This window comes from Micromonospora sp. NPDC007230 (assembly GCF_042869115.1).
Taxonomy (GTDB): domain Bacteria; phylum Actinomycetota; class Actinomycetes; order Mycobacteriales; family Micromonosporaceae; genus Micromonospora.
Map to the genome: position 1 here is coordinate 382,190 of NZ_JBIAFE010000001.1, position 21,010 is coordinate 403,199.

Below are 21,010 nucleotides of genomic sequence, written 5' to 3' on the forward strand. Positions count from 1 at the left end.
TCCTATGCTGGGCGCCATGGCCCGTACTCTCGTCGTCAAGGCCACCGCCGGGGCGGACGCTCCCGAGCGCTGCGCCCAGGCCTTCACCGTCGCCGCCACGGCGGCGGCCGCCGGGGTCGACGTGTCGCTCTGGCTCACCGGGGAGTCGACCTGGTTCGCGCTGCCTGGGCGGGCGCAGGAGTTCGAGCTCCCGCACTCCGCGCCGCTGGCCGAGCTGCTGCACGTGATCCTGGCCACCGGCAAGGTCACCGCCTGCACGCAGTGCGCCGCCCGGCGGGACATCGGCCAGGGCGATGTCATCCCCGGCGTACGCATCGCCGGCGCGGCCGTCTTCGTCGAGGAGACGATGGCCGAGGGTGCGCAGGCGCTGGTCTACTGACGGTCTCCCGGCCGACCCGGGAGAATGTCCGTCTTGGGTGGAGAGCTGATACTGGCCCGACATGTCCGGCTGCTGCCTACGATTCGGATGTGGGCCAGGCGACCGAGCAGTTCTTCGCGGCGCTGCCGAGGCGTGCCCCGGCGGTGCTGCGCGGCCCCACCGCCGGCACTCTCCAGATCGACCTGACCACCGGCAACCGCACCGAGCACTGGTACGTGCAGCTGGCGCCCGGATCGGCCCAGGTGAGCCGGGAGCAGCGGCCGGCCGAGGCCACCTTCACAGTCGGCGCCGACCTGTTCGAGGAACTGGCCGACGGACGCGAGTCGGCCCTCGCAGCGGTGTTCCGCAACGAGGCCACGCTCAGCGGCAACGTGCTGCTGTTCCTCCTCTTCCGCCGGTTCTTCCCCGACCCGCCCGGCACCCGGGACCCCCGCGAGGTGGCCCGCGAGGTCGTCCGCGAACAGGCCGGACGGTCGGAATGACGCGGGTCAGCATCCTGGACGGCAACACCTTCATGGTCAGCGACGAGCGCGGCGACATCGAGCCGTCCTTCGACTTCCCCACCGGGCTGTTCTCCTTCGACACCCGGTTCGTCTCGACCTGGATACTCACCCTCGACGGCCAACGGCTGCATCCGCTCTCCATCGACGACTCCCAGTCGTACGGGACCCGGTTCTTCCTGGTCCCCGGCGAGCCGACGCACTACCTCGACGCCAAGGTCTCGGTGCTCCGCAGCCGGTCGATCGGCGGCAGCTTCGGGGAGGAGCTGACCGTGCTCAACCACGCCGGGCAGGAGCAGGAGTTCAACCTCCGGCTCGACGTCGGCGCCGACTTCGCCGACGTTTTCGAGATCAAGCACCAGCGGCAGAAGAAGGGCCGCACCACCCCGGGCACCGGGACGAACGAGCTCCGGCTCGTCTACCGGCGGGAGAATCTCCACCGGGAGACCGTGATCAGCACGAGCGCGCCGGGCGACATCGACGAGGGCGGCATGACCTTCCGGATCCGGGTCGGTCCGCACGGCGAGTGGACCACCCGGCTGCAGGTCACCACGATCATCTACGGCGCCCGGGGGGAGGACATCCGGACCACCCTGCCGCTGGGCGGGCACCGCACCGCCGCGGCGATCCAAGCCGAGCAGAACGAGCTGATCGAGCGGGCCCCGAAACTCGGCTGCGACTGCCAGCCGCTGGCCGGGGCGTACCGGCGCAGCCTCAACGACCTGGCCGCCCTCCGGTACGAGTCGATCGCGCTGGGGGTACGGCTGCTCGCCGCCGGCCTGCCCTGGTTCATGACCCTGTTCGGCCGGGACAGCATCTTCACCTCGCTGCAGGTGCTGCCCTTCCTGCCCGAGCTGGTCCCACCGACCATCCTCATGCTGGCCGGCCTGCAGGGCAGCCGGGTGGACGACTTCCGGGACGAGGAGCCCGGCAAGATCCTGCACGAGCTGCGGTACGGGGAGACCGCCGGCTTCCTCGAGCAGCCGCACTCTCCGTACTACGGCTCGGCCGACTCCACCGCGCTCTTCGTGATCCTGCTCGACGAGTACGAGCGGTGGACCGGGGACACCACGCTGATCCGGCAACTGGAGCACGAGACCCGGGCGGCGCTGAGCTGGATCGACACGTACGGCGACCTGCTCGGCACCGGATACGTCTGGTACATGACCCGCAACCCGGAGACCGGCTTGCAGAACCAGTGCTGGAAGGACTCCTGGAACTCCGTCTCCTACGCCGACGGCCGGCTGCCCGCGTTTCCCCGGGCCACCTGCGAACTCCAGGGGTACGCGTACGACGCCAAGCTGCGCGGCGCCCGACTGGCCCGGACGTTCTGGAACGACCCCACGTACGCCGACCAGCTGGAACGCGAGGCGGCGGCGCTCAAGGAGCGGTTCAACCGGGACTTCTGGATCCCCGAGAAGGAGTACTACGCGCTGGCCCTGGACCCGGAGGGGCGGCACGTCGACGCCCTCTCCTCCAACATCGGCCACCTGCTGTGGAGCGGCATCGTGGACGAGTCACGGGCAGCCGCCGTGGCCCAGCACCTGCTCGGGCCGCGCCTCTTCTCCGGGTGGGGGGTGCGTACCCTCGCGGACGACCAGGGCCGGTACAACCCGATCGGGTACCACGTCGGCACGGTCTGGCCGTTCGACAACTCGTTCATCGCGTGGGGCCTGATGAGGTACGGCTTCCGGGAGGAGGCCGGCCGGATCTGCGACGCGATGCTCAGCGCGTCCCGCTACTTCGACGGGCGGCTCCCCGAGGCGTTCGCCGGCTACGAGCGGGACCTCACCGACTACCCGGTGCAGTACCCCACCGCGTGCAGCCCGCAGGCCTGGTCGTCCGGGACTCCGCTGCTGCTGCTCCGGGTGATGCTCGGCCTGGAGCCGCAGGGTGAGCACCTGATCATCGACCCCGCCCTCCCCGAGGGGATGGGCCGGGTGGAGGTGCTCGACATCCCCGGCCGGTGGGGCCGGGTGGACGCCCTGGGCCGCAGCCGCAGCCCGCACGACGAGAGCCGCGGCCACTGACGGCCACGCGGTCAGGGCGGCCCGCTCCGGCCGGGGCGGCCCGCAACAGGACGGGTCAGCCGGCGCAGCCGGTCGAGGCGGCCAGCCGGAGCCGGTCACCGGTGGCGTCGGCCAGCACGACGACCCGCCCGGTCCGGTACGCGTACCCGTCGGGACGGTCGACCACGGCGGCGCCGAGCGGGCGCAGTGGCGCCAGCGACGCCGGCGTGGCCCCGGCCACCACGCTGATCGTCTGGGCGGCCTTGCCCGCGGGGCAGGGCACCATGACCACCTCGGGGACCGGCGGCTCGGCGCGCCCCAGCGCCCGCAGCGCCGCCGTCAGCTCCGGCCCGACGGCCTGTCCAGGCAGCAGTTCGGCGTACTCGGTGTCGGCTGGCCGGCAGCCGGTCGCGGCGGAGAGCCGGACCCGCCCGTCGGCCACCACCCGCCCGTCGACCGCCACGAACTCCCCCGCGTCGGCGCGCAACCGGGGGCGGCCCGATTCGACGTGGACCCCGGCCCGCCAGTCGGCCGGCAGCCGCTGCGCCACCCGCTCCAGCAGGGCCCGCTCGCCGCCGGTGGCGACCAGCACGTCCAGACCCCGGGTCAGTGCCGTCCCGTCGGCCAGCGGGGTGACCCGGCAACCCCGGCGCACCTGGGCCGGGGTCAACTCCCAGGCCTCGCCGTCCACGGCGGCCACCAGGCGCCCCACCGCGCCGGCCACCACCGGGATCGCCTGGCCCAGGCTGCGCTGCTCCTTCACGGTCGGCGGGTCATGGCGCACCGACCACCAGGTCAGCCCCGCGAGCAGCACCGCCCACGCCACCGCCGCGGCCACCAGCCAACGCAGCCGACGCCGGCCGGGGGCCGGCTGGTCGGGACGGGTCGGCGGGGCGTAGCCCGCCTGGACAGCACCACTCACCGGGCCATCGTGTCATGCGGCGGCGACCGCACCGCCACCCGCGTGCGCTCTCCCACGTGCCCAGCACGGCCGGGTTGGCGGTGCCAGATCGCCGAGCTGGTGGTGTCCCACGGCCGCCCCACCACAGCGCCGACCCGCAGTCGATCGGTCCCGACCCGACCCGACCCGACCGGGCCGGGCCGGGCCGGGCGGGAGCGCGCCGGAACGACCCGTGGCCCGCCGCCCTGGGGGGTAGGGCGACGGGCCACGGGCCGGTCAGAGCGTGGGTCAGGCGGCGACCGTGACGGTCACCTCGTTGATCCCGCGGGCGGCGGCGACGGCGGTGTCGCCGTTGCCGTGTCGGGAGAGCGCCCGCAGGGTCCAGGTGCCCGGCGCGGCGAAGAACCGGAACTGGCCGGCCGGGGAGGTCACCACCTCGGCGGTGAACTCGCCGGTCGAGTCGAGCAGCCGGACGTACGCGCCCGGCACGACCTCACCGGACTCGGCCTTCACCAGGCCGGTGATGACGGTCTCCTTCTCCAGGTCCAGGCTGGCCGGCAACGGCGCGGCCTGGTCCGGAGCGGCGCAACCGGCGGCACTGGGAGCCGTTGCTGCGGTGGGAACAGTCATCTCGATCACGCCTCCCCCGGCTCGTCGCCGAGCGCGACCGGCACGCCGACCAGCGAGCCGTACTCGGTCCACGAACCGTCGTAGTTCTTCACGCTCCGGTGGCCGAGCAGCTCCTGCAGGACGAACCAGGTGTGCGAGGAGCGCTCGCCGATCCGGCAGTACGCGATGGTCTCCCGGCTGTCGTCCAGCCCGGCGTCCGCGTAGATCCTGCGCAGTTCGTCGTCGGACTTGAAGGTGCCGTCCTCGTTGGCCGCCTTGGACCACGGGACGCTGATCGCGGTCGGCACGTGGCCGGCCCGCTGGGCCTGCTCCTGCGGCAGGTGGGCGGGGGCGAGCAGCCGGCCGGCGTACTCGTCGGGGCTGCGCACGTCGACCAGGTTCTTGGTGCCGATCGCGTCGACCACCTCGTCCCGGAAGGCGCGGATCGAGGTGTCCGGCGCGCTTGCGACGTACTGCGTCTTCGGGCGCTCCACCCGGTCGGTGACCAGCGGGCGGGCGTCTAGCTCCCACTTCTTGCGACCGCCGTCGAGCAGCTTGACGTCGCGGTGGCCGTAGAGCTTGAAGTACCAGTACGCGTACGCGGCGAACCAGTTGTTGTTGCCGCCGTAGAGGATGACGGCGTCGTCGTTGGCGATGCCCCGCTCGGAGAGCAGCGCCTCGAACTGAGCCTTGTTGACGAAGTCCCGGCGCACCGGGTCCTGGAGGTCGGTCCTCCAGTCGAGCTTGATCGCCCCGGCGATGTGGCCGGTGTCGTACGCCGACGTGTCCTCGTCGACCTCGACGAAGACGACGCCCGGGGCGTCGATGTTCTTCTCGGCCCACTCGGCCGAGACGAGTGCGGTGTCGCGACTCATCAGATCACTCCCTGGTGAGGACGGATGGTGAGCCTGCGCGCGGAGATCGAAGTCGGTAGTTGTCGCACCACGCGCGGGACCCAGAGCTAGGAACGGATCACGGGTACGTGCGACGGCGCCGCTGCCGGGCGATCAAGGGAACACCGGAGGATACGCGGACCCTGCGTGCCGGTGGCCGCTAGGCGGCCGAGGACAGCCCCGCCGTCAGATGACGGGGCGACACAGGCAGGTGGCCACGCGGCACAGGTCGACCGCGCGCCGTTTGGTGAGGAGCGTCCCCATGAGGAGGGAGACTACCAGCCGCTCCGGCCGACGCCACCGGTCCGACCAGCATCCGGGACGCGGCACGAGCCCGCAGAACGCCCACGGCCCGACTGATGGTCGGGCCGTGAGCAGGGATTCGTCGGTTGACTGAGGCGCTGCCCAGCCGTCAGCCGGCGGAGTTGATCGGCACGTGCTGCGCGTTGGCGGTGACCACCAGGCCCTCCGGCCTCGGTTCCACCTTGCGGACGCTGAGCTGGAACGGCAGCGCCGGCAGGGGCACCTTGACCGAGATGCTCCTGGCGTAGTTGGCCAGCAACGTCTTCGCCAGCGGCAGGTTCGGCAGGCCGTCGGCGGTCAGTTGATTGAACCGCAGCGCCACCTTGCCGTCGGCGACCGTCAGGTCGGCGGTGCCGTGGACGGTGAGCTTCACACCGAGGATGTCCGCCGGAGCGGTGACCGTGAGCTTGCCGTCCCGCTCGCCGAGGGTGAGCCCCGGCCGGTCGAGCATCTTCGCCAGGCTGTCGTACGCGACGGTGGCGCGACCGTCGACGCTCTCGGCGATCACGTCGCCCCGCCCCGAGCGGAGGGTGTCCAGCGACGCCGTCACGTTGCGGGCGTCCACGTCGAGCCGCGGCACGCTGACCGCGTCGCCCTGCACGGAGCCCTGCACGTCGGTCAGCACGATCGAGATGTGTTGGTACCTGCCGGCGGCCACCTGGGTGAGGAACGGGAAGCCGCCCACGTCGACCTTCGGCGGCGCGGACCGCACGTCCTGCTTGGCGACCTCCTGCCGCACCTGGTCGGCGATGGCGCGCTCGGCCACCCCGACGGCCACCCGGTCGGCGACCACCAGCAGCCCGGCCAGGACCAGCAGCAGGACGACGAAACCGATCAGCACCTTGCGGCCCCGTCGCCGGGGCCGGTCCTCGTACGCCGGGTACGTCTCTGCCACGCCGCCTCCTGTCCTCGCCGGTTCGCCGCCTGGCGGCGCGGGACCCTCGCGGCCGCGCGCCGTCTCGCGGCGCAACGGTACTTACCCGAGGCGTGGAATCCCCAATCGCACGCTCAGAGGAAGAGCACGCACATGGCGTACGCGGCCGGCGCGGCGAGCGCGAAGCCGCCCAGCGGCCCCTGCATGTGGCGGGCGATCCACATGGTGGGCGGCTCGCCGGCCATCAGCCGGCCCGCCTCGGCGTATCCGACGGCGAGGTCGGCCAGCACGGCGGTGGCCGCCGTGACCAGCCCGACCAGGGCGGCGCTGGTCGGGGTGAAGCCGACCAGGTAGCTGCCGAACACCGCGCTGGTCAGGGTGCCGAGCATGGCGCCCGCGACCACGCCGGCGGCGCCCCGGGGCACCTGGGGGGCGAGCCGGGGCCAGGGCGCCACCGCGTCGGTCAGCCGGGCCACCAGGAGCGCGACGCCGGTGGCGGTGAGGCAGACCGTCATCGCCTGGGTGCCCTTCGGGATCCGGCTGAGCACGATCAGGCTGGCGAACGCCACCACGCCCACCACGATCAGCAGGGTGCTGCCGAGCGAGTCGGTCACCCGGACCCGGTCCACCCGGCGGACGAGCTGGCCGAGCACGCCGAGCACGAAGCCACCGGCGGCGGCGTACCCGAGCGGGGCCAGGCCGGCGATCTCCGTCTGCACCGCCGCGGCGTCGGCGACCGCGGCCATCCCGGCGCTGACCAGCGCGACCACCAGCAGCGCGGGCGGGCGCATGGCCATCGTCCAGGCGAGCACGAAGAGCAGTTGGACGCCGAAGATGATGAACGCGAAGGGCATTCGGTGCCCCGGGCCGGCGGTCTGCGCGCCGAGCACCAGGCCGACGCCGAGCAGCGCGGCGAAGCCCGCGACGGTCAGCGCCAGCGGCCGGCGTACCGGGACCGCGGGCACCTCCTCCGCGGCCTCGTCGGCGGACTCGGGGTCCGGGCGCCGCCCCGGGCCACCCTTGCGGAGCCGGCGTGGGCCCGTCCGCTCGCCCCGCTCCCCGCCGTCGCCCGGACCGGTGCGCGGACCCGGCGGGTAGCCACGGGAGGGGCCGGCCGGCCCCGGACGCGTGTCGTCGGCCCACGGGTCACGGCCCGTTTCCGGCGAGGTCGAGGGAAACACGCCCCGATCGTGCCAGACCCGGCGGCTCCGGCGGAGGTCACGGTTTCGGCAACGTTAAAACCTGAGCCGCGATCGAGGGCAAATCAGGCAAACGGGAAATCTTGCGGAAGCGCGGACCGGTCGATCCGTTACGCTCAAGCCGTTAGTCGCCCGTCAGCGACGCCGGGACCCACGCAAATTCGCAGCGCCACCCGCAACCGGGAGTGTCGCTGGTCGCGCGCGGCCGAGGCCGCCGGGACGGAGGTGATCGTGTGGAGATCCTGCTGCTGGTGACCGCGCGCGCAGGGGAACCATCGGCGGTGCTGCCGGCGCTCGACCTGCTGCCGCACTCGGTCCGGACCGCGCCCCGCGACGTCCGTACGCTGGTGTCCGGTCCGACCCCGGACGCCGTCCTGGTGGACGCCCGTTCCGAGTTGAGCGAGGCCCGCGCGACCTGCCGGATGCTGCACGCCACCGGGCTGGGGGTGCCGCTGGTCGCCGTGGTCACCGAGGCCGGGCTGATCGCGCTCAACGCCGACTGGGGCGTGGACGACGTCATCCTGGCCGGGGCGGGACCGGCCGAGGTGGAGGCCCGGCTGCGGCTCGCGGTCGGCCGACTCAGCAACGCGACGGCCGGCGCCGGCGGCTCGATCCGGGCCGGCGAGCTCACCATCGACCCGGACACCTACGCGGCCAAGCTCAAGGGTCGCCCGCTCGACCTCACCTACAAGGAGTTCGAGCTGCTGAAGTTCCTCGCCCAGCACCCGGGCCGGGTGTTCACCCGCGACCAGCTGCTCCGCGAGGTCTGGGGGTACGACTACTTCGGCGGCACCCGGACGGTCGACGTGCACGTCCGACGGCTGCGCGCCAAGCTGGGCTCGGAGTACGAGTCGATGATCGGCACCGTACGCCAGGTGGGCTACAAGTTCGTCGTGCCGCCGTCGCGCTCACTGCCGGAGTCGGAGCCCGCTCCGCTGCCCGTCTGATCGGAAACGTCTCCATTTTCCCCCTTCCGTGAGACTTCCTCCCTTCTGACCCTTTTGCCCCCTTGGCCGGATTTAGTCTGAGACAAATTCGGGCAAAGGGGGGCACAGTGCGTACGGGGATCAGGGAGAAGACGACAGGCCGACACAGCGAGCCCGACGGGCGGTGCCGCTGATGTCGCCCAAGGCAATCCGCCGGGTCACGACCGTGGCCGTGGTGCTGGCCGCGCTGCTCGGCTCGGCGTTCGCGATCGGCCACAGTCTGATGGCCCAACTGGAACCCCCGCCCACCGGGGCGACCGCCAACGTCAACGCCACGCACTACGCCGATCAGCCACCCGTCACCACCCGGCCCTCCCCCTCGCCGTCCGCCAGCCCGAGCCCGTCCAAGCGGGACCGCCAGCCGGGTGCCGGCGACGGGCCGTACGGCGCCATGGTCACCACCGGGTCGTCGCGGGTCGCGCTGACCTTCGACGACGGACCCGACCCGCAGTACACCCCGCAGGTGCTCGCCCTGCTCAGGGAGTACCGGGTGAAGGCCACCTTCTGCGTGGTGGGAGAGAACGTGGACAGCCACCCGGACCTGGTCCAGGCGATCGTGTCGGAGGGGCACACCCTCTGCAACCACTCCTGGAACCACGACGTGAGCCTGGGCGACCGGTCGCCGGAGACGATCCGGGACGACCTGCTCCGGACCGACGCGGCGATCCGGGCGGCCGCACCGAAAGCGCGGGTCGACTACTACCGGCAGCCCGGGGGCGCCTGGACGTCCGGGGTGGTGTCGGTCGCCGAGGACCTGGGCATGGTCCCGCTGCACTGGGCGGTGGACCCGGTGGACTGGCAGATGCCCGGCGCGGCGCAGATCACCGAGACGGTGCTGACCCAGACCGAGCCCGGCTCGATCGTGCTGATGCACGACGCCGGCGGCGACCGGTCGGGCACCGTCGAGGCGCTGCAGTACCTGCTGCCCGAGCTGCTGCGCCGGTTCCAACTGGAGGCCCTGCCCACCGGGACCACGTGAGGACCACCACGGGCCGGTGCCCGCGTCGGGGATGATCGGCGGCCCGCCGCCCGCTACCGTGACGGCATGAGCAGCACCGAGCCGACCGCTGACCGGGTCGTCCGCGCCGACCGGCTGGCGCCGGTCGAGGTGGCCGAGGTGCTGGCACTGGCCCGCGTCGCCGGGGACGCGGACGGCGCCGACCCGCTCGACGAGCACGTGCTGCTCCGGCTGCGGGAGCCGGCGGCGCCCGCCGTGCACCTCACCGCCCGGGCCACCGACAACACCCTGACCGGGTACGCCCACCTCGACACGACCGATCCGGCCAACGGCATCGGGGTGGAGATGGTGGTGCATCCGACGTACCGGCGGCGCGGCACCGGGCGGGCGCTGGCCCGGGGCGTGCTGGCCGCGGCCTCCGGGCCGCTGCGCGCCTGGGCCCACGGCGATCACCCGTCGGCCGCGGCGATCGCGGTCGACCTGGGCTTCACCCGCGCCCGGGTGCTCTGGCAGCTGCGCCGCCCGCTGGCCGCCGCCCTGCCCGAGCCGGTGCTGCCGGACGGGGTCGAGCTGCGCGCCTTCCGCCCCGGCGAGGACGACGAGGCGTGGCTGGCGGTCAACAACGCCGCCTTCGCCGAGCACCCCGAGCAGGGTCGGTGGACCGCGGCGGACCTGCGGGTACGCCTCGCCGAGCCGTGGTTCGACCCGGCTGGTTTCCTGCTCGCCGTGGAGTCGTCCACGGGCCGGCTGCTCGGCTTCCACTGGACCAAGGTGCACGAGCGGCCCGGCTCGGCCCCGATCGGCGAGGTCTACGTGCTCGGGGTGTCCCCGGCCGCGCACCGGGGCGGGCTCGGCCGGGCGCTCACCACCGCCGGCCTGGCCTACCTCCGCGACCGGCGCGGGCTGGACCGGGTCATGCTCTATGTGGACGATTCGAACACCAGCGCGGTCGCCCTCTACGAGCGGCTCGGCTTCGCCCGCTGGTCCGCGCACGTCAACTACCAGCTCGGCTGACCGCGTCGCGGCCCACGCCGGCGGCCGGCACCATGCCCCTCGCCGGCCGGCCTTCAGGACCGGACGAGACGTATCACGGGACCGTCACGGGGAGGTTCCGGGGCGATCACGCCCCGCCCGACGTATGGCGATAAAGGGGACACCTCCCCGCCAGTTCATGTAATGGACAACACGTACTCAGCGGGCCGTCGTTTCACGGAGCGGGCCTGTTCATCTTCCGTTCACTTCTGACCGGCGAACCGTCTACCTGGCACTTCTAGCTTCATCTTCAGCCGGTCAGCGCCGGCACCCGGCCTCCCGGACCGGGCGACCTGACAAAGACGTGAAGGGAAACCCCTCAGGTGAAGCTCCAGCGCCACGGCGCCATCGCCTGCCTCGCACTTACCGCGGTGCTCGGCCTCAGCGCCTGCGGCTCGGACAACAACGCGCCGAGCGGCACCGCCGCCTCCGGCTCCGCCGCTGCCGCCGACTGCGCCACGGGCACCCTGAACGCGCAGGGCTCCTCCGCGCAGAAGAACGCGATGGCCGAGTGGATCAAGGCGTACCAGCAGAAGTGCGCGGGCACCACGATCAACTACGAGCCCAGCGGTTCGGGCGCCGGCATCCAGGCCTTCATCGCCGGCACCGCCGACTTCGCCGGTTCCGACTCCGCCCTCAAGCCGGAGGAGCAGCCGCAGGCCGACGCCAAGTGCGTCGGCGGCCAGGCCCTCAACCTGCCGATGGTGATCGGCCCGGTGGCCATCGTCTACAACGTCGGCGGCGTGGACAACCTCCAGCTCAAGCCGGCCACCCTGGCGCAGATCTTCGCCGGCAAGGTGACCAAGTGGGACGACCCGGCGATCAAGGCCGACAACCCGGACGCCAAGCTGCCGTCGACCGCGATCCAGGCGGTGCACCGCTCCGACGAGTCGGGCACCACCGACAACTTCACCAAGTACCTCTCCAAGACCGCTGAGGCGGACTGGACCTTCGGCAACGCCAAGGCCTGGAAGGCCCCGGGCGGCGTCGGCGCGGCCAAGTCCGACGGTGTGGCCAGCAAGGTCAAGAGCACCGAGGGCACCATCAGCTACGTCGAGTGGTCGTACGCCGAGAACTCCGGCCTGAAGAAGGCCAAGGTCCAGAACGGCGCCGGCGAGTGGGCCGAGCTCACCGCCGACTCGGCCGGCAAGGCCATCGCCGGGGCCAAGATCGAGGGCCAGGGCAACGACCTCAAGATGTCGATCGACTACAACACCAAGGAGGCCGGGGCGTACCCGATCGTCCTGGTGACCTACGAGATCGTCTGCAGCAAGGGCCTCGCCGCCGACAAGCTGCCGCTGGTCAAGGGCCTGCTGACCCACGCGGCCAGCGCCGAGGGCCAGCAGGACCTGGTCGAGCTGGGCTACGCCCCGCTGCCGGACTCGGTCCGGGCCAAGGTCGAGACCGCGGTCAAGAGCCTCGCCTGACCCGCTGACCGACACCACCTTCTCGATACGAAGCGAGCGAGCAGATGGGTGATACCCCTCACCGCTCGGCGCACGCCGGCACCGGCGGGACCCGCGTGGCCACGAGCCACGAGGGGCCTGCCGGTGCCTCGGCGCGTGTGGCCGAGACCTCCGGCATCCCCGGTAACAGCGAACCCGGCCTGGGCGGCGGCGGGGCGCTGCCCCGGGCCCGGGCCTTCGGCGCGGAACGGGCGTTCCGTGGCCTGACCCTGGCCGCCGGCACCGCCGTCCTGGTCGTCATCGCGGCGATCGCGATCTTCCTGATCGCCAAGGCCGTGCCGGCATTGCGGGCGAACACCGAGTCCTTCTGGACCTTCGAGGGCTGGTTCCCGAACGACAACCCGCCGAAGTTCGGCATCGGCGCGCTCGCCTTCGGCACCGTGCTCAGTTCGGCGCTGGCGCTGCTCATGGCGGTGCCGGTCGCGCTGGGCATCGCCCTCTACCTCTCGCACTATGCCCCCCGCCGGCTCGGCAACGGCCTCGGCTTCCTGATCGACCTGCTGGCCGCCGTGCCCAGCGTGGTCTTCGGGCTCTGGGGCCGGGAGTACTTCGCCCAGCCGGTCGCCGACCTGTCGGCCTGGCTCAACCGCTACTTCGGCTGGATCCCGATCTTCGGTGACGGCCCGTACGGGAGCTCGATCCTGCTCGGCTCGATGGTGCTGGCGATCATGGTGCTGCCGATCATCACCTCGCTCTCCCGCGAGGTCTTCCGGCAGACCCCGACGGCCAACGAGGAGGCCGCCCTCGCCCTGGGCGCCACCCGCTGGGAGATGGTCCGGACCGCTGTCCTCCCGTACGGTCGGCCGGGCGTGATCGCCGCCGTGATGCTCGGCCTGGGCCGCGCGCTCGGCGAGACCATCGCCCTGGCGCTGACCCTCGGCTCGACGTACGCCATCTCGTTCAACATCCTGCAGAGCGGCGGCAACTCCATCGCCGCGAACATCGCGAACCGGTTCGCCGAGGCGAACGACACCGGTCGAGGCGCCCTGATCGCCTCCGGCCTGGTGCTCTTCGCGATCACGCTGATCGTCAACATCACTGCCCGCGCGATCATCTACCGCCGCCGCGAGTTCACGGAGTCGGCCGCATGACCACCACCGTCACCTCCCACCGCCCGCAGCCCCCGGCCCAGCCGGTCACGCTGCGGGCAAAGCGGCTCCCGCGGTACGCCGCGCCCGCCATCGCCGTCGTGGCCCTGCTGGTCGCCGCCGGGATCGTGTACGGCGCCGGCATCGGCGGCCCGGTCCTGGTGGTGGTCGTCGGCGCGCTGCTCTACCTGGCCGGCCTCTACCTCGCCACGAACGCGGTGGAGGGCCGCCGGTCCGCCCGCAACCGGACCTGGAGCGCGCTGATCCACTCCGCCTTCGTGCTGGCGGTGCTGCCGCTGGCCTCGGTGGTCTGGACCCTGGTCAGCAAGGGCGCCGAGCGGCTGGACGCCAACTTCTTCCTCACCTCGATGAACAACATCGGGGCCCGGGACGCGAACGGCGGCGCCTACCACGCCATCGTCGGGACGCTGGAGCAGGTCGGCATCGCCACCTTGATCACCGTCCCGCTCGGCGTGCTCTGCGCGATCTACGTGGTCGAGTACGGCCGGGGCCGGTTCGCCTTCACCATCCGCTTCTTCGTGGACGTGATGACCGGCATCCCGTCGATCGTCACCGGCCTGTTCGTGCTGGCCTTCTGGGTGCTGATCGTCTCGCCGTGGTTCAACGACGGCCGGCCGACCTTCTCCGGCTTCGCCGCCGCGCTGGCGCTGAGCGTGCTCATGCTGCCCACCGTGGTCCGCTCCAGCGAGGAGATGCTCCGCCTCGTCCCGGCTCCGCTGCGCGAGGGCGCGTACGCGCTCGGCGTGCCGAAGTGGAAGACCATCCTGCGGGTTGTTCTGCCGACGGCACTGCCGGGCATCGTCACCGGTGTGATGCTCGCCATCGCGCGGGCCGCCGGTGAGACCGCCCCGGTGCTGCTCGTCGCCGGTGGCGGCGCGGCGATCAACTTCAACCCGTTCGAGAACAACCAGTCGTCGCTGGCTCTCTTCGTCTACCAGCAGGCCGGCGAGGCCTCGAAGTACTCGCCGGCGCGGGCGTGGACCGCAGCGCTGACCCTGGTCGCCCTCGTCCTCATCCTGACCGTCGCGGCGAAGTTGCTGGCCCGCCGCAACCGGCTCGGCCGATGAATCCCGGAGGTACCACCACCATGGCCAAGCGCATCGAAGCCACCAACGTCACCGCCTACTACGGCGCCTTCAAGGCGATCGAGAACATCAACCTGACTGTCGAACCGAAGACGGTGACGGCCCTGATCGGCCCCTCCGGCTGCGGCAAGTCCACCTTCCTCCGGTCGATCAACCGGATGCACGAGGTGCTGCCGGGTGCCCGGGTCGAGGGCAGCCTGACCATCGACAACCAGGACATCTACGACCGGGACGTCGACGTCACCGCGGTCCGCCGGATGATCGGCATGGTCTTCCAGCGGCCCAACCCGTTCCCCACCATGAGCATCTTCGAGAACGTGGTGGCCGGGCTGCGGCTCAACGGGGTGAAGCGGAAGTCGATCCTGGAGGAGGCGGCCGAGAGGGCGCTCCGGTCGGCGAACCTGTGGGACGAGGTGAAGGACCGGCTCGGCAAGCCGGGCGCCGGCCTCTCCGGCGGTCAGCAGCAGCGGCTCTGCATCGCCCGCACGATCGCCGTCGAGCCGCAGGTGGTGCTGATGGACGAGCCCTGCTCGGCGCTCGACCCGATCTCCACGCTGGCCATCGAGGACCTGATGTTCCAGCTCAAGGACAAGTTCACCATCATCATCGTCACGCACAACATGCAGCAGGCCGCCCGGGTGTCGGACCGGACCGCCTTCTTCTCCATCGAGAAGACCGGTGACCCGGGCCGGCTGATCGAGTACGACAACACCCAGAAGATCTTCAGCAACCCGAGCGTGAAGAAGACCGAGGACTACATCACCGGCCGCTTCGGCTGAGCCGCTGATCCCGGCCCGCGAGGGGCGTCGGTCGACCTCGACCGGCGCCCCTCGGCGTACCCGGGTCAGTCGAGGAGGAAGCGGGGCTCGCCGGTCTCGGGGAGGTCGAGGCGGGGGGTCACCGGCGTGGCTGGGTCGCGGGTCGCCGCGGCCCGGACCACGCCGGCCAGGTCTCCGGCGGCGGCGACCTGGGCCAGGGTGACCAGGGTGGGCGGAAGCATGGTCAGCTCGCCGGCCTCCGCCCGGGCCAGGGCCTCCGCCGGGCGGATCCACATGGTGTGGTCGGCCTCGCCGGAGACGTCCCGGGTCCGCTGCCCCGCCGGCAGCAGGGCCACGAAGAAGTACGTGTCGAAGCGGCGCGGCTCGAACTCCGGCGTGACCCAGCGGCTCCACGGCAGCAGCAGGTCGGAGCGGAGGGTGAGCCGGCGGCCGGCCAGCAGGTCGGCGAAGCCGGTCCGGCGGGACACCAGGTCCTGCCGGGCGGCCTCCCAGTCGTCCCCGCTCACGTCGCCCACCACGGTCGCCGCGTCCGGACCGGCCAGCAGCACGCCGGCCTCCTCGAAGACCTCCCGAGCGGCGGCGCAGACGACCGCCTGGGCGGCGTCCGGGGCGAGGCCGAGCCGGCCACCCCACTCGGCCGGCTCGGGGCCGGCCCAGTCCAGGTGCGCCTGCGAGTCGGAGCGGTCCACCCCGCCGCCGGGAAACGCGTACACCCCGCCGAAGGCCATCGCGGCGACCCGGCGGATGACGTACACCTCGAAGTCGGGGCCGGCCGGGCGGAGCAGCAGCACGGTGGCCGCGACCCGGGGCACGGCCGGCACGCCGCCCTCGGCGCGGAACCGGCGGGCGTGCTCCACCAGGGCGGGAGGTGCGGCGAAACCGTGGCTGGTCATCCTGCGAGCCTAGTTCCCGATCAGTGGATCGATTCTCCGGCGGCGCGGGAGAGCGGGATAGCGTGCCGCCATGACGCGTTGGGGAATCCTGGCCACCGGACAGATCGCCGGTCGCTTCGCCGAGGACCTGCGGCTGGTGCCGGGGGCGGAGCTGGTGGCGGTCGGCTCGCGTACCCGGGAGAGCGCGGAACTGTTCGCGGCCCGGCACGGCGTGCCCCGGGCGTACGCCTCCTGGGCGGACCTGGCTGCGGACCCGGACCTGGACGTCATCTACGTGGCCACCCCGCACGCCGCTCACCACGAGGCGGCCATGACCTGCCTGGCCGGCGACAAGGCCGTGCTGGTGGAGAAGCCGTGCACCCTCGACCTGGCGACCAGCACCGAGCTGGTCGAGACGGCCCGCGGCCGCGGCCGCTTCCTCATGGAGGCCATGTGGATGCGGACCAACCCCCTGATCCTGCGGGTGGTCAGCTGGTCGCGGAGGGGGCGATCGGCGAGGTGACCCACGTACGGGCGGACTTCGGCCTGGCCGGGCCGTTCCCGCCGGAGCACCGGATGCGGGCCCGGACGCTGGGCGGCGGCGCCCTGCTCGACCTGGGGGTCTATCCGGTGAGCCTGGCCCACCTGCTGCTCGGCGTGCCGCAGCACGTGCACGCCTGGGCGAAGCTGAGCCCCGAGGGGGTGGACGAGAACACCGGCCTGGTGCTCGGCTGGGACAGCGGCGCCGTGGCGATGCTGAGCTGCGGGATGATCGGCGCCACCGCGATCACCGCGTCGATCACCGGCACCACCGGCCGGATCGATCTGCCCGAGCCGTTCTACCGGCCGAGCGCGGCGGTGCTGCACCGGCCCGGCGCCGAGCCGGAGTCCGTCCCGGCGGACCTGACCGGCGGCGGCTACCAGCACGAGGCCGTCGAGGTGCAGCGCTGCCTGGCCGCCGGGCTGATCGAGAGCCCGCTGGTGCCGCACGCCGCCACCCTGGAGGTGATGGCCCTGCTGGACGACCTCCGGGCCCGGATCGGCGTCGCCTACGCGTGAGGGCCCCCGGCCCGGTGGCCGGGAGCCCTCCCCACGTCAGCCTCAGAACAGCGGGCGGACCAGCAGGTACGCCAGGCAGGCGATGGCCGCCGACGCCGGGAACGTGATGATCCAGGCGATCACGATGTTGCCGGCCACGTTCCAGCGGACCGCGGAGAGCCGCTTGGTCGCGCCCACGCCCATGATCGCCGAGGTGATCGTGTGAGTGGTGGAGATCGGGGCCTTCAGCACCAGGGCGTTGAAGTAGAGCACGGCGCTGGCCACCGTCTCGGCGGCGAAGCCCTCCGGCGGGCCCAGGTCGATGATCTTGCGGCCGAGGGTACGGATGATCCGCCAGCCACCCGCGTAGGTGCCGGCCGCCAGCATGGCCGCCGAGGTCCAGAACACCCACTGCGGGATGTGGGTCTTGTCGGACTGGTAGCCCCCCGTGTAGAGGGCCAGCACGATGATGCCCATGGTCTTGGCGGCGTCCTGCATGCCGTGACCGACCGACATGGCGGCGGCCGAGGCGGTCTGCGCCCAGCGGAAGCCCCGGTTGAGCTTGGCCGGCTGGCCCTTCCGGAAGAGCCAGAGGATCGCCAGCATCACCAGGAAGCCGAGGATCAGGCCGACCACCGGCGACAGCACCATCGGGATGAGGACCTTGTCGATGATGTTGCCCCACTGCACGACGCCGTCGGCGGCGAACAGGGTGGCGCCGACCAGGCCGCCGAAGAGGGCGTGCGAGGAGGACGACGGCAGGCCGAAGTACCAGGTGATCAGGTTCCAGGCGATCGCACCGAGCACGCCGGCGAAGACCACCCCGAGGCTGGTCACCCCGGTGGGCAGGGTGACCAGGCCGTCGCCAACCGTCTTGGCCACCCCGGCGCCGAAGTGCGCACCGACGAAGTTGCCGACGGCAGCCAGGGCGAGGGCGACCCGGGGGGTCAGCGCCCGGGTGGAGACGCTGGTGGCGATCGCGTTGGCCGCGTCGTGGAAGCCGTTCGTGTAGTCGAACGCCATGGCGACCACGATCACCGCCAGCACGGCGATGAGTTCGGGAGTCACGGGATCAGGACTCCTTGACCGCGATGGTCTCGACGGTGTTGGCCACGTGCTCGAAGGCGTCGCAGGCGGCCTCCAGCTCGTCGGCCACCTCCTTCATCTTCAGCACGGTCAGCGCGTCGTACTCGCCGGAGAAGAGGCGGACGAGCAGCATCCGGTACGCCTGGTCACCGTCGTTCTCGAGGCGGTTGCACTCGATCCAGTAGTCCTCGAGGTTCTTCATCGACCGCAGCTGCGGCATGGCGTCGGCGGTCAGCTTCGCCTGCTGGTCCAGCACGTTCACCAGCTCGTGCAGCTCGCGCGGAAGGGCGGGGAGCTTGGTCAGGCCGTACAGGTAGAGCAGGTTGCCGACCGCCTCCAGGTGGTCCATCACGTCGTCGAGCAGCGAGCCCAGACGGTAGATGTCCTCCCGGTCGAACGGGGTGATGAAGGTGGAGTTGATCTTCTTGAACAGCTCGTGGGTGATCTGGTCGCTGTCGTGCTCGACCTCGGTCAGCCGCTCGCTGACCGACTGCACGTCAACGCCGGGCAGCGCCAACTCGTTCAGGAGCTCGGTACCCCGCACCAGGTTCTGCGCGGCCCTGGTGAAGAGCTCGTAGAAGGCGCCCTCGGTGGGACGGAAGGAAAACTTCACAGCACGGACCTCGTCGTGTCGGTGGAAGGGTGGCCGTCGCCCCGAAAGGGCGTCCGCTCTGCGCATGCTAAGTACCCGGAGTAACGGGGCATCCTTCGGCCCACCCCTGGTCAGGGGTGATTTACCGCTCGTTCACCTTCCGTTCATCTTGACCTTCTCGGGCCCTCACCCCGCAACCGGTCGCGCTCCCGCTCGACGTCGAAATCGGCGGGCGGATACCCCAGATCCAGCGCGTCGAACGTCTCCCGGAGCAGGTGGGCCACCGCCCAGTCGCGGTACCACTTCCGGTCCGCCGGCACCACGAACCAGGGCGCGGCGTCTGTGCCGCACCGCTGCAGCGCCTCGGCGTACGCGGCCTGGTAGTCGTCCCAGCAGGCCCGGGTGTCGAGATCGCTCGGGTTGTACTTCCAGTACTTCGTCGGGTCGGTGAGCCGCTCCATCAGCCGCTCGCCCTGCTCGGCGTACGAGATGTGCAGCATCACCTTCACCAGGGTGACCGAGTCGTCGGTCAGCTCCCGCTCGAAGGCGTTGATCGCGTCGTAGCGCCCCCGCCAGGTGGCCTCGTCGACCAGCGACTCGACCCGGGCGATCAGCACGTCCTCGTAGTGCGAACGGTTGAAGATCCCGACGTACCCGGGCGGCGGCAGGGCCCGCCGGATCCGCCACAGGAAGTCGTGCCGCGACTCCTCAGCGGTGGGCGGGCCGAACGAGCGGATGTGCAGGCCGAGCGGGTTCATCGCGCCGGCCACCCGCTTGATCGTGCCGTCCTTGCCGCCGCAGTCCATGGCCTGAAGCACCAGCAGCACCCGGCGCGGGCGGCGCCCGCCCAGGTGGGCGCCGGCCTGGGTCGGGGCGCTGGTCGGCGCCTCCGGACCGGCGGCGCCCTTCGCCTCGGCGTACAGCATCTCCTGCTGGCGGCCGAGCGCCACACCGAGCAACTCGACCTGCCTACGGGCCCACTCCTTGGGCCCGCGCCCGCTCCCGGCCGCCGAAGGCAGCCCCGGCGTCGACCGGGGATCGATGCCCGCGAGGTCCACGGCCCGGCCACCCGGCGCCACCCGTAGCAGCTCCCGCATCGGGCCGCCCGCGGGCCGCACCACCTCATCGACTCCGCTCATCCCTCGATCTTCACCCACCTCACCCATCCCCGCCTCCCGAGCGCCCCGCGGCCCCGCGCCCGCATCAAGATCCAGACAGCGTCCAGGGGCAACAGCGCTGCCGAGGGCCCGTGAAGTTGCGGATCTTGGCCGAGGACAGGGCGGGCGGGACGCGGCGGGACAGCGAACCTGTCACGTTTCGGGGCGGTGGGTCGTCCAGAGGTATGGGGAGAATGTGGTCTCCGACGGGAGGGAGCGGCCGTGACGGACCTGGCGGCGGAGTTCGAGGCGGAGCGCGGCCATCTCATGGCGGTCGCCCACCGGATGCTGGGCAGCCGGAGCGAGGCCGAGGACGCCGTCCAGGAGACCTGGCTGCGCTACGCGGGCGCGTTCGCCGATCCGGCCGCCCGCGCCCAGATCCGCGAGCTGCGCGGCTGGCTGACCACCACCTGCTCGCGGATCTGCCTGGACGTGCTCCGTTCCGCCCGGGTACGCAGGGAGGCGTACCCCGGTCAGTGGCTGCCGGAGCCGGTGGTGACCGACGTGCCCGCGGCGGACGGGTTCGCCCCCGACCCGGCCGAGCGGGCGGTCCGCGCCGACCAGCTCGGCACCGCCCTGCTGGTGGTGCTGGAGCGGCTGAGCCCGGAGCAGCGGGTGGCGTTCGTGCTGCACGACGTCTTCGCCGTGCCGTTCGCCACGGTCGCGGACGTGCTCGGCACCACGACCGTCGCGGCTCGGCAGCTCGCCTCCCGGGCCCGCCGGGCGGTGGCCGCGCCGGATGTTCCCCGGCACACCGCCGACCTCGCCGAGCAGCAGCGGGTACTCGCCGCGTTCATCGCCGCGGCGGAGTCCGGCGAGCTGGAGCGGCTGGTCCAGGTGCTCGCCCCGGACGTGGTGTTGATCGGCGACAGCGGCGGGCACTTCCCGGCGGCCCGCCGGCCGGTGGTCGGCCCCGAGGCGGTGGCCCGGTTCGTCCTCGGGCTCTTCGGTCAGGCGAGCCGGTACGGCGACCGCGTCCTCGCCCGACCCGTGCTGGTCGACGGCGCGCTCGGCTGGCAGGCGGAGACGGTGTTCCGGGACGGGCGGCCGATCCGCGTGGTCACCTCGTTCGCGGTGCACGACGGCCGGATCACGGGCGTATTCAACCAGCTCAATCCGGAGAAGGTGGCCCAGCTGCCGGCGGTGGGGGCGCAGACCGGCTGGCCGCCGCACTCGTGAGCCG

At 72.2% G+C, this 21,010-nt stretch carries 21 protein-coding genes and 1 pseudogene; 12 read left to right on the top strand and 10 right to left on the bottom strand.

What is annotated here, in order from left to right; translation table 11 throughout:
* Positions 1–4 precede the first annotated feature (4 nt).
* The 3 genes from ACFYML_RS01875 (at position 5) to ACFYML_RS01885 (ending at position 2,909) form a co-directional block, all read left to right on the top strand.
* Positions 5–379 carry a DsrE family protein gene (locus ACFYML_RS01875; RefSeq protein WP_073834485.1) on the top strand — a complete coding sequence of 125 codons (375 nt, stop codon included), beginning with the start codon at positions 5–7 and terminating at the stop codon, positions 377–379.
* 89 nt (positions 380–468) lie between these two features.
* A complete protein-coding gene (locus ACFYML_RS01880; protein WP_387418797.1) occupies positions 469–861 on the top strand; it encodes an SCP2 sterol-binding domain-containing protein in 393 nt (130 codons plus the stop codon).
* Positions 858–2,909: a glycogen debranching N-terminal domain-containing protein gene (locus tag ACFYML_RS01885; protein ID WP_387418798.1), complete on the top strand. Its 2,052-nt coding sequence runs from the start codon at positions 858–860 to the stop codon at positions 2,907–2,909. The genes ACFYML_RS01880 and ACFYML_RS01885 overlap by 4 nt, the downstream gene beginning before the upstream one ends.
* A gap of 55 nt (positions 2,910–2,964) precedes the next feature.
* On the opposite strand, the gene ACFYML_RS01890 is transcribed toward ACFYML_RS01885, so the two are convergent.
* The 6 genes from ACFYML_RS01890 to ACFYML_RS01915 form a co-directional block, all read right to left on the bottom strand.
* On the bottom strand, positions 2,965–3,810 hold the full coding sequence (locus ACFYML_RS01890) for a hypothetical protein (protein ID WP_387418799.1): 846 nt from the start codon (positions 3,808–3,810) through the stop codon (positions 2,965–2,967).
* Between the two features lie 267 nt (positions 3,811–4,077).
* On the bottom strand, positions 4,078–4,419 hold the full coding sequence (locus tag ACFYML_RS01895) for a DUF1416 domain-containing protein (RefSeq protein ID WP_387418800.1): 342 nt from the start codon (positions 4,417–4,419) through the stop codon (positions 4,078–4,080).
* Between the two features lie 5 nt (positions 4,420–4,424).
* Positions 4,425–5,273 carry a sulfurtransferase gene (locus tag ACFYML_RS01900; RefSeq protein WP_387418801.1) on the bottom strand — a complete coding sequence of 283 codons (849 nt, stop codon included), beginning with the start codon at positions 5,271–5,273 and terminating at the stop codon, positions 4,425–4,427.
* Between the two features lie 204 nt (positions 5,274–5,477).
* Positions 5,478–5,555, bottom strand: coding sequence for an Ms5788A family Cys-rich leader peptide (locus ACFYML_RS01905; RefSeq protein ID WP_311202345.1), 78 nt, complete (start codon positions 5,553–5,555; stop codon positions 5,478–5,480).
* Positions 5,556–5,703: 148 nt separating this feature from the next.
* Positions 5,704–6,489 (bottom strand): DUF2993 domain-containing protein, encoded by a 786-nt coding sequence (locus ACFYML_RS01910; RefSeq protein WP_387418802.1) that lies wholly within the window; start codon positions 6,487–6,489, stop codon positions 5,704–5,706.
* Between the two features lie 113 nt (positions 6,490–6,602).
* Positions 6,603–7,649: a hypothetical protein gene (locus tag ACFYML_RS01915; RefSeq protein WP_387418804.1), complete on the bottom strand. Its 1,047-nt coding sequence runs from the start codon at positions 7,647–7,649 to the stop codon at positions 6,603–6,605.
* Positions 7,650–7,900: 251 nt separating this feature from the next.
* On the opposite strand from ACFYML_RS01915, the gene ACFYML_RS01920 reads away from it, so the two are divergent.
* The 7 genes from ACFYML_RS01920 to pstB all read left to right on the top strand — a co-directional run bounded on the left by ACFYML_RS01920 (position 7,901) and on the right by pstB (position 15,082).
* Positions 7,901–8,614, top strand: a complete 714-nt coding sequence (locus ACFYML_RS01920; protein WP_357443449.1) for a response regulator transcription factor — start codon at positions 7,901–7,903, stop codon at positions 8,612–8,614.
* A gap of 172 nt (positions 8,615–8,786) precedes the next feature.
* Positions 8,787–9,632 carry a polysaccharide deacetylase family protein gene (locus ACFYML_RS01925; protein ID WP_387418805.1) on the top strand — a complete coding sequence of 282 codons (846 nt, stop codon included), beginning with the start codon at positions 8,787–8,789 and terminating at the stop codon, positions 9,630–9,632.
* A 66-nt stretch (positions 9,633–9,698) separates the two neighbouring features.
* A complete protein-coding gene (gene mshD / locus ACFYML_RS01930; protein WP_387418806.1) occupies positions 9,699–10,625 on the top strand; it encodes a mycothiol synthase in 927 nt (308 codons plus the stop codon).
* Positions 10,626–10,966: 341 nt separating this feature from the next.
* Positions 10,967–12,070 (top strand): phosphate ABC transporter substrate-binding protein PstS, encoded by a 1,104-nt coding sequence (gene pstS, locus ACFYML_RS01935; RefSeq protein ID WP_387418807.1) that lies wholly within the window; start codon positions 10,967–10,969, stop codon positions 12,068–12,070.
* A 44-nt stretch (positions 12,071–12,114) separates the two neighbouring features.
* Positions 12,115–13,200, top strand: a complete 1,086-nt coding sequence (gene pstC / locus ACFYML_RS01940; RefSeq protein WP_387418808.1) for a phosphate ABC transporter permease subunit PstC — start codon at positions 12,115–12,117, stop codon at positions 13,198–13,200.
* The gene (pstA, locus tag ACFYML_RS01945) at positions 13,197–14,285 is read left to right on the top strand and encodes a phosphate ABC transporter permease PstA (RefSeq protein WP_387418809.1); all 1,089 of its coding nucleotides are present in this window, start codon (positions 13,197–13,199) and stop codon (positions 14,283–14,285) included. Before pstC ends, pstA begins: the two co-directional genes overlap by 4 nt.
* 20 nt (positions 14,286–14,305) lie before the next feature.
* Positions 14,306–15,082, top strand: a complete 777-nt coding sequence (gene pstB / locus ACFYML_RS01950) for a phosphate ABC transporter ATP-binding protein PstB (protein ID WP_387418810.1) — start codon at positions 14,306–14,308, stop codon at positions 15,080–15,082.
* Positions 15,083–15,147: 65 nt separating this feature from the next.
* Here the strand turns inward: pstB and ACFYML_RS01955 are convergent, their stop codons facing one another.
* Entirely contained in the window at positions 15,148–15,975 is an 828-nt protein-coding gene (locus ACFYML_RS01955) for an NUDIX hydrolase (RefSeq protein ID WP_387418811.1), read from the bottom strand.
* Positions 15,976–16,045: 70 nt separating this feature from the next.
* Here ACFYML_RS01955 and ACFYML_RS01960 point away from each other — a divergent pair.
* Positions 16,046–17,013: pseudogene (locus tag ACFYML_RS01960) on the top strand (Gfo/Idh/MocA family protein).
* Positions 17,014–17,055: 42 nt separating this feature from the next.
* On the opposite strand, the gene ACFYML_RS01965 reads toward ACFYML_RS01960, so the two are convergent.
* The 3 genes from ACFYML_RS01965 to ACFYML_RS01975 all read right to left on the bottom strand — a co-directional run bounded on the left by ACFYML_RS01965 (position 17,056) and on the right by ACFYML_RS01975 (position 19,809).
* A complete protein-coding gene (locus ACFYML_RS01965) occupies positions 17,056–18,060 on the bottom strand; it encodes an inorganic phosphate transporter (RefSeq protein ID WP_073837885.1) in 1,005 nt (334 codons plus the stop codon).
* Between the two features lie 4 nt (positions 18,061–18,064).
* On the bottom strand, positions 18,065–18,691 hold the full coding sequence (locus tag ACFYML_RS01970) for a DUF47 domain-containing protein (RefSeq protein ID WP_073837884.1): 627 nt from the start codon (positions 18,689–18,691) through the stop codon (positions 18,065–18,067).
* Positions 18,692–18,834: 143 nt separating this feature from the next.
* Positions 18,835–19,809: a PPK2 family polyphosphate kinase gene (locus ACFYML_RS01975; protein WP_387418812.1), complete on the bottom strand. Its 975-nt coding sequence runs from the start codon at positions 19,807–19,809 to the stop codon at positions 18,835–18,837.
* A 240-nt stretch (positions 19,810–20,049) separates the two neighbouring features.
* Here ACFYML_RS01975 and sigJ point away from each other — a divergent pair, with 240 nt between their 5' ends.
* The gene (gene sigJ, locus ACFYML_RS01980; protein ID WP_387418813.1) at positions 20,050–21,006 is read left to right on the top strand and encodes an RNA polymerase sigma factor SigJ; all 957 of its coding nucleotides are present in this window, start codon (positions 20,050–20,052) and stop codon (positions 21,004–21,006) included.
* Positions 21,007–21,010 lie beyond the last annotated feature (4 nt).

Bases quoted from the DNA above. Each gene is read 5' to 3' on its own strand.
- ACFYML_RS01875 (WP_073834485.1), top strand. From the start codon at position 5: ATGCTGGGCGCCATGGCCCGTACTCTCGTCGTCAAGGCCACCGCCGGG.
- ACFYML_RS01885 (WP_387418798.1), top strand. From the start codon at position 858: ATGACGCGGGTCAGCATCCTGGACGGCAACACCTTCATGGTCAGCGAC.
- ACFYML_RS01895 (WP_387418800.1), bottom strand. From the start codon at position 4,419: ATGACTGTTCCCACCGCAGCAACGGCTCCCAGTGCCGCCGGTTGCGCC.
- ACFYML_RS01900 (WP_387418801.1), bottom strand. From the start codon at position 5,273: ATGAGTCGCGACACCGCACTCGTCTCGGCCGAGTGGGCCGAGAAGAAC.
- ACFYML_RS01905 (WP_311202345.1), bottom strand. From the start codon at position 5,555: ATGGGGACGCTCCTCACCAAACGGCGCGCGGTCGACCTGTGCCGCGTG.
- ACFYML_RS01925 (WP_387418805.1), top strand. From the start codon at position 8,787: ATGTCGCCCAAGGCAATCCGCCGGGTCACGACCGTGGCCGTGGTGCTG.
- mshD (WP_387418806.1), top strand. From the start codon at position 9,699: ATGAGCAGCACCGAGCCGACCGCTGACCGGGTCGTCCGCGCCGACCGG.
- pstC (WP_387418808.1), top strand. From the start codon at position 12,115: ATGGGTGATACCCCTCACCGCTCGGCGCACGCCGGCACCGGCGGGACC.
- pstA (WP_387418809.1), top strand. From the start codon at position 13,197: ATGACCACCACCGTCACCTCCCACCGCCCGCAGCCCCCGGCCCAGCCG.
- pstB (WP_387418810.1), top strand. From the start codon at position 14,306: ATGGCCAAGCGCATCGAAGCCACCAACGTCACCGCCTACTACGGCGCC.
- ACFYML_RS01955 (WP_387418811.1), bottom strand. From the start codon at position 15,975: ATGACCAGCCACGGTTTCGCCGCACCTCCCGCCCTGGTGGAGCACGCC.
- ACFYML_RS01975 (WP_387418812.1), bottom strand. From the start codon at position 19,809: ATGAGCGGAGTCGATGAGGTGGTGCGGCCCGCGGGCGGCCCGATGCGG.